The sequence below is a fragment of the Bradyrhizobium sp. GW821-FHT12B03 genome (assembly GCF_058807535.1).
On the sequence record NZ_JBXAQU010000003.1, the window covers coordinates 533,334 to 539,692 of the forward strand.

Sequence of the window (6,359 nt, forward strand, 5' to 3'; positions counted from 1 at the left end):
AGGGTCCGTGCCCGATGTCATGACACTGGTTCTGCTCAGCGTCGCCGTGTTCGCCGGAGCCTTCGTCTCGGGGCTGTCGGGCTTTGCGTTTTCGGCGGTGGCGGGCGCCATTCTGCTCCGGGTGTTTCAGCCGCTGGAGGCGGTGCCGCTGATGATGGCGTGCAGCATCGGCGTGCAGGCGACCAATCTGTGGGCGCTTCGGCGCAGCATCCGCTGGGAAGGCAGCCTGCTGCTGATCGTCGGCGGATTGATCGGCGTTCCCATCGCGGTGTCGTTGTTGCAGTCCACCGACACGCATCTGCTCAGGCGCGGCTTTGGCATCATCGTCGCGCTCTATGCCGCCTACATGCTGCTGCGGCCGACGCTGGTCACGGCCGGCGAGGCCGTCGGCCGGCACTGGGTCGCGCTGATCGGATTCGGAGGAGGGCTGGTCGGCGGTCTGACGGCCATGCCGGGCGCGATCCCGACGATCTGGTGCGACATGCGCGGCATGCCCAAGAGCGAGCAGCGCGGGCTGGTGCAGCCGTTCATTGCCGCGATGCAGCTCTTTGCCATCGCGCTGCTGGTCGGGCATCAGGACCTGTCGTCAAAGGTTTTCGTCGACCTCGCGGTCAGCCTGCCGGCGCTGTTCGCGGGCTCCGCGCTTGGCGTGATCGCCTTTCACCGCGTCAACGAGACGGTCTTTCGCAAGACCGTGCTCGTTCTGCTGCTGGTCTCGGGGATTTCCCTGATCTAGAGCATGATCCGGAAAAGTGTGAAGCGGTTTTCCGACAAGATCATGCTCCAGCGTTAATGCCCAGCCTCATGGCCTAGCCCCTGGACCGGTGCCACACTGGAGCCGCTGCCGTGATGCACCAGCGGCTTCATGCCGGTGACGGTCCGCAGCAGCACGTAGAACACCGGCGTCAGGAACAGGCCGAACACGGTGACGCCGATCATGCCGGAGAACACGGCCACGCCCATCGCCCGCCGCATCTCCGAGCCGGCACCGGTCGAGAGCACCAGCGGCAACACGCCCATGATGAACGCCATCGACGTCATCAGGATCGGACGCAGTCGCAACCGGCTTGCCTCGATCGCGGCCCGGATCGGCGTGCGTCCCGCGAATTCGAGCTCGCGCGCGAATTCGACGATCAGGATCGCGTTTTTGGCGGAGAGGCCGACCAGCACGATCAAGCCGATCTGGGTGAAGACGTTGTTGTCGCCCTTCGAGATCCAGACGCCAAACATCGCCGCCAGCAGGCCCATCGGCACGATCATGATGATCGAGAGCGGCAGGGTCAGGCTCTCATAGAGCGCGGCGAGCACCAGAAACACCAGCAGGATCGCCAGCGGGAACACCCAGAGGCCGGAATTGCCGGCGATGAACTCCTGATAGGTCAGGTCGGTCCATTCGAAGGCAAAGCCGGGCGGCAGCGTCTCCGCCGCAATCCGCGTCGCGACCTCCTGCGCCTGACCGGAAGAATAGCCGGGCGCAGCCGCCGCGTTGATGTCGGAGGACAGAAAACCGTTGTAGCGGATCGCGCGCTCCGGCCCCGCGCTCTGGCGGATCGTGAGCAGCGCCGACAGCGGCACCATGTCGCCCGAGGACGAACGCACCTTCAACTGCCTGATGTCGTCGGCGCGGGCGCGGAACGGCGCGTCGGCCTGGACGTAGACGGAGTAGGTGCGGCCAAACTTGTTGAAGTCGTTGACGTAGTAGGACCCCAGGTAGATCTGCAGCGTGTTGAAGACTTCAGTCACGGGCACGCCAAGCTGGAGCGCCTTGGTGCGGTCGATGTCGGCGAACAGCTGGGGCACGTTGACCTGGAAGCTCGAGAACACGCCGGCAATCTCCGGCGCCTTCTGCATCGCGGCCATGAACGCCTTCGTCGCCTCGTTCAGCGCTTCATAGCCGAGACCGGCGCGGTCCTCGATCTGGAGTTTGAAGCCGCCGATGGTGCCGAGGCCGTTGACCGGCGGTGGCGGGAACATGGCGATGAAAGCTTCCTGGATCCCGGCATACTTCTTGTTGAGATCGGCCGCGATGGCGTTTCCGCTCAGGGCCGCCCCCTTGCGCTCGTCGAACGGCTTCAGCGTCGAGAACACGATGCCGGCGTTGGATGAGTTGGTAAAGCCCGAGATCGACAGGCCCGGGAAGGCGACCGAACTCTCGACACCAGGCTGGGTCAGCGCGATGTCGCTCATCTTGCGGATCACCTCTTCGGTGCGGTCGAGCGTTGCACCGTCGGGCAGCCGCGAGAAGCCGACCAGATATTGCTTGTCCTGGCCGGGCACGAATCCATCGGGCACCTGCTGGAACAGCAGGGCGGTGAGGCCGACCAGCACCACGTAAAGGCCCATCACCGCAGCCTTGCCCGATATCACCTTGGTGACGGTGCCGCTGTAATTCTCCGAGGAGCGCGTGAACGCCTTGTTGAAGCCGCGGAAGAACCAGCCAAGGCTCTTTTCCATGATGATCGTGAGCCGGTCCTTCGGCTCATTGTGTCCCTTGAGCAGCAGCGCCGACAGCGCCGGCGACAGCGTCAGCGAGTTGACCGCGGAGATCACGGTCGAAATCGCGATCGTCAGCGCGAACTGCTTGTAGAACTGCCCGGTGAGGCCGGAGATGAAGGCGAGGGGCACGAACACGGCGATCAGCACCATGGCGATCGCGATGATCGGACCTGACACCTCGCGCATGGCCTGATAGGTGGCATCGCGCGGCGACAGCCCGGCCTCGATGTTGCGCTCGACGTTCTCGACCACGACGATGGCGTCGTCGACCACGATGCCGATCGCGAGCACGAGGCCGAACAAGCTGAGCGCGTTGATGGAGAAGCCGAACACATGCATCACCGCGAAGGTGCCGACGATCGACACCGGCACCGCCAGCAGCGGAATGATCGAGGCGCGCCAGGTCTGCAGGAACAGGATCACCACCAGCACCACCAGCGCGATCGCCTCCAGCAGCGTGTGGATGACAGCCTCGATCGAGGAGCGCACGAACTGGGTGGGGTCGTAGACGATCTGGTAGGACACGCCCTCGGGCATGTTCTTCTTGATCTCGGCCATGGTGGCGCGAACGTGGTCGGAGATCTGGAGCGCGTTGGAGCCGGGCGCCTGGAAGATCGGGATCGCCACCGCCTGCTTGTTGTCGAGCAGCGAGCGCAGGCCGTATTCGGACGCGCCGAGCTCGATGCGCGCGACGTCGCGCAAGCGCACCACTTCGCCGCGCGTGCCGGTCTTGACCACGATGTCGCCGAACTGCTCCTCGTTCGCCAGCCGTCCCTCGGCGTTGACCGAGAGCTGGAGATCGATGCCCTTCACGTTCGGGGAGGAGCCGACCACGCCGGCGGCGGCCTCGACGTTTTGCGCCTGGATCGACTTGACGATGTCGCTCGCGGTCAGCCCGTGCTCGGCGGCCTTCTGTGGATCGACCCAGACCCGCATCGAATAGTCGCCGGCGCCATAGAGCTGGACGTCGCCGACGCCGTCGATCCGCGCGAGGCGATCCTTGACGTTGAGCACCGCGTAGTTGCGCAAATACGTCATGTCGTAGCGGCCGTTCGGCGACAAGAGATGCACCACCATGGTGAGGTCGGGCGAGGACTTCTTGGTGATGATGCCGAGCTGGCGCACCACCGCCGGCAGGCGGGGCTCGGCCTGCTGCACGCGGTTCTGCACCAGCTGCGTCGCCTTGTCCGGATCGGTGCCGAGGCGGAACGTCACCGTCAGCGTCATGGCGCCGTCGGTGGTGGCCTGGCTCGACATGTAGAGCATGCCTTCGACGCCGTTGATCTGCTCTTCGATCGGGGTCGCCACCGTCTCCGCGATCACCTTGGGATTGGCGCCGGGATAGGTCGCGCGCACCAGCACCGAGGGCGGCACGACATCGGGATACTCCGAGATCGGCATCGCGAACAGCGAGATCAGGCCCGCGAGGAAGATCAGGACCGACAGCACGCCGGCGAAAATCGGACGATCGATGAAGAATTTCGAGAGATTCATGGCTTTGCCCCTGGGCAATATTTTGCGGCTCTCCGACCGATCCGCCGTCTTTCCGGGTCGCGGGCGACGTCCGCGACCCCGGAATCCAGAGGTGAAGTGATCGGAGTTTCCATCCTTCGAGATTCCGGGCTTGCGCGTAGCGCTGCCCGGAATGACGTAACTAGCGTTGCAGCACGTCCTGGTTGCTGTGGTTGGAGGCTGCTTGCTGCCCGCGCGCACCCATTGCTGCGATCTCGGTCTTGAGGAGGGCGCCGGGACGCACGCGCTGCAGGCCGTTGACGACGATGCGGTCGCCGGGCTTCAGCCCCGCCGTGACGATGCGAAGACCATCGACCGAGCCGCCGAGCGTGATCGGCCGGTAGACCGCGCGGCTGTCGTCGCCGACCCCCATCACGAACTTCTTGTCCTGGTCGGTGCCGATCGCGCGCTCGTCGATCATCACCAGCGTCTGCTGCTTCGGTTGGCCCATGCGCACCCGGGCGAACTGGCCGGGGATCAGACGACCGTCCTCGTTGGGGAATACCGCACGGACCCGGATGGTGCCGCTCTGGCCGTTGACCTGGTTGTCGATGAGCTGGATGTGACCCTTCGCCGAAAGGCCACCGGAGGTCGCCATCTCCACCGGGATCTGGTCCAGATTGCCGCGCTTGCCGGTGCTATCTGCGATCGAGTTCAGCGCGCGCAGCACGACCTCTTCATCCGCATCGAACGAGGCGTAGATCGGATTGACCGAGACCAGCGAGGTCAGCACCGGGGAGGCGGTGCCGGCGGCGACGAGATTGCCGACGGTGATTTCGATCTTGCCGACGCGGCCGTCCACGGGCGCGCGCACCTCGGTGTAGCCGAGATTGAGCTTTGCGGTCTGGAGCGTCGCCTCGGCCGCCTTGACATTGGCGATGGCCTCGCGACTGGCATTGTCGCGCTGGTCGTAGTCGCGCCGCGTGACGACCGCGTTGCCGACCAGCTGCGCGCCGCGCTCGAGCTCGCTCTGGGTGAACACGACGCGCGCCTTCGCCGCTTCGAGCTGCGCGTTGGCCTTGTCGACCTCGGCCGCATAGGGCGCCGGGTCGATCTTGAAGAGCAGATCGCCGGCTTTCACCAGCGCGCCTTCGGTGAAGTTGGTGCTGAGGATCGCACCGGCCACGCGCGGGCGGAGCTCGACACGTTGGATGGCCTCGAGCCGGCCGGAGAAATCGTCCCACAGCACGGTCTGCCGCGGCTCGATCATCGCGACCGTGACGGAGACGGCTTGCTCGGCGCTGGCTGCGGTTGCGGTCGCCTGCGCGGCACGAAAGTAATGGCCGGTTGCGATCAAACCGGCCACGGCAAGGGCGCCCACGATGGCGACGCCGCCGAGAAGGCGGCGGAAACGGCCGGTGTGGGGGGAGTTTTGCGAGGGATGCATTTGCGCGCTCCAGATATGTAGTGTTCACTACAGATGTGGAGCTGGATGCCGCAGTGCAAGATACTTATGTACCATTCACTAAGAAAATTGTAGCTGCTTACCGCAAGAATTGGCAAGCGGAAGAGAAAATAAAGCGAGAACAAGTAGATAGGATCAGGCGTTAGGTTGAGGGACGACGCCGATTTCGAGGAGAACAGGCACATGGGCATGGGACGCCCCCGCGAGTTCGACGCCGATGTGGCGTTGGATCAGGCGATGGAAGTGTTTTGGCGCCATGGCTATGAGGGCGCCACCATTGCCCAGCTGACCGAGGCCATGGGCATCAATCCGCCCAGCCTCTACGCCTGTTTCGGCAACAAGGAAGGCCTGCTGAAGGCCGCGCTCGACCGTTACACCAAGCTGCGCGGCGTCTGGATGGACGAGGTGGTGGCGGCGCCGACCGCTCGCGAGGTTGCCGAGCGGATGCTGATGGGCATCGCCGACAAGCAGACCGATCCGGCCAATCCGCCCGGCTGCCTGCTGGTGCAGGGCGGCATCGCCTGCGGCACCGGCTCCGAAAACGTCCCCTTCGAGCTCGCAGCCCGCAGAGCCCAGAACGAAGACCAGCTCCGCGAACGTTTTGTCCGCGCCAAGGCGGAAGGTGATCTCAAGGAAAGCGCCGATCCCGCCGCGCTGGCGCGCTACGTCTCGGCGGTTGCGGTCGGCATGGGCGTGATGGCGTCCTCGGGCTCGGATCGCAAGGCGCTGCGGCAAGTGGCTGATGTGGCCGTGCAGGCGGTCGAGGCGCAGTCGGCCGAGAGGACCTAGAGGGTGGCTCATAAGAACAATGTCGGCGCCTGAGGGACGAATCAATCTTCTGGTGGGCCAGCGCATTGCCGATTGTGACCGATTTCGTTGAAAAAGGCTGCAGTAGTCCGATGTATTGGCGCCAGCTCCGAAGCGGCCTAGCGGCTGGGTTCTCCGT

At 64.8% G+C, this 6,359-nt stretch carries 4 protein-coding genes; 2 read left to right on the forward strand and 2 right to left on the reverse strand.

The annotated features are described in order from the left end of the window. The first annotated feature begins 19 nt into the window (after positions 1–19). Positions 20–736, forward strand: coding sequence for a sulfite exporter TauE/SafE family protein (locus AC1RUR_RS09590; RefSeq protein ID WP_492843178.1), 717 nt, complete (start codon positions 20–22; stop codon positions 734–736). 53 nt (positions 737–789) lie between these two features. On the opposite strand, the gene AC1RUR_RS09595 is transcribed toward AC1RUR_RS09590, so the two are convergent. Together AC1RUR_RS09595 and AC1RUR_RS09600 are read right to left on the reverse strand one after the other, a co-directional pair. Then, positions 790–3,990 (reverse strand): efflux RND transporter permease subunit, encoded by a 3,201-nt coding sequence (locus AC1RUR_RS09595; RefSeq protein ID WP_492843116.1) that lies wholly within the window; start codon positions 3,988–3,990, stop codon positions 790–792. 160 nt (positions 3,991–4,150) lie between these two features. Further along, the gene (locus tag AC1RUR_RS09600; protein WP_492843118.1) at positions 4,151–5,395 is read right to left on the reverse strand and encodes an efflux RND transporter periplasmic adaptor subunit; all 1,245 of its coding nucleotides are present in this window, start codon (positions 5,393–5,395) and stop codon (positions 4,151–4,153) included. Between the two features lie 201 nt (positions 5,396–5,596). On the opposite strand from AC1RUR_RS09600, the gene AC1RUR_RS09605 reads away from it, so the two are divergent. After that, the gene (locus tag AC1RUR_RS09605; RefSeq protein ID WP_492843120.1) at positions 5,597–6,202 is read left to right on the forward strand and encodes a TetR/AcrR family transcriptional regulator; all 606 of its coding nucleotides are present in this window, start codon (positions 5,597–5,599) and stop codon (positions 6,200–6,202) included. Positions 6,203–6,359: the final 157 nt, after the last annotated feature.

Bases quoted from the DNA above. Each gene is read 5' to 3' on its own strand.
- AC1RUR_RS09590 (WP_492843178.1), top strand. From the start codon at position 20: ATGACACTGGTTCTGCTCAGCGTCGCCGTGTTCGCCGGAGCCTTCGTC.
- AC1RUR_RS09595 (WP_492843116.1), bottom strand. From the start codon at position 3,990: ATGAATCTCTCGAAATTCTTCATCGATCGTCCGATTTTCGCCGGCGTG.
- AC1RUR_RS09600 (WP_492843118.1), bottom strand. From the start codon at position 5,395: ATGCATCCCTCGCAAAACTCCCCCCACACCGGCCGTTTCCGCCGCCTT.
- AC1RUR_RS09605 (WP_492843120.1), top strand. From the start codon at position 5,597: ATGGGCATGGGACGCCCCCGCGAGTTCGACGCCGATGTGGCGTTGGAT.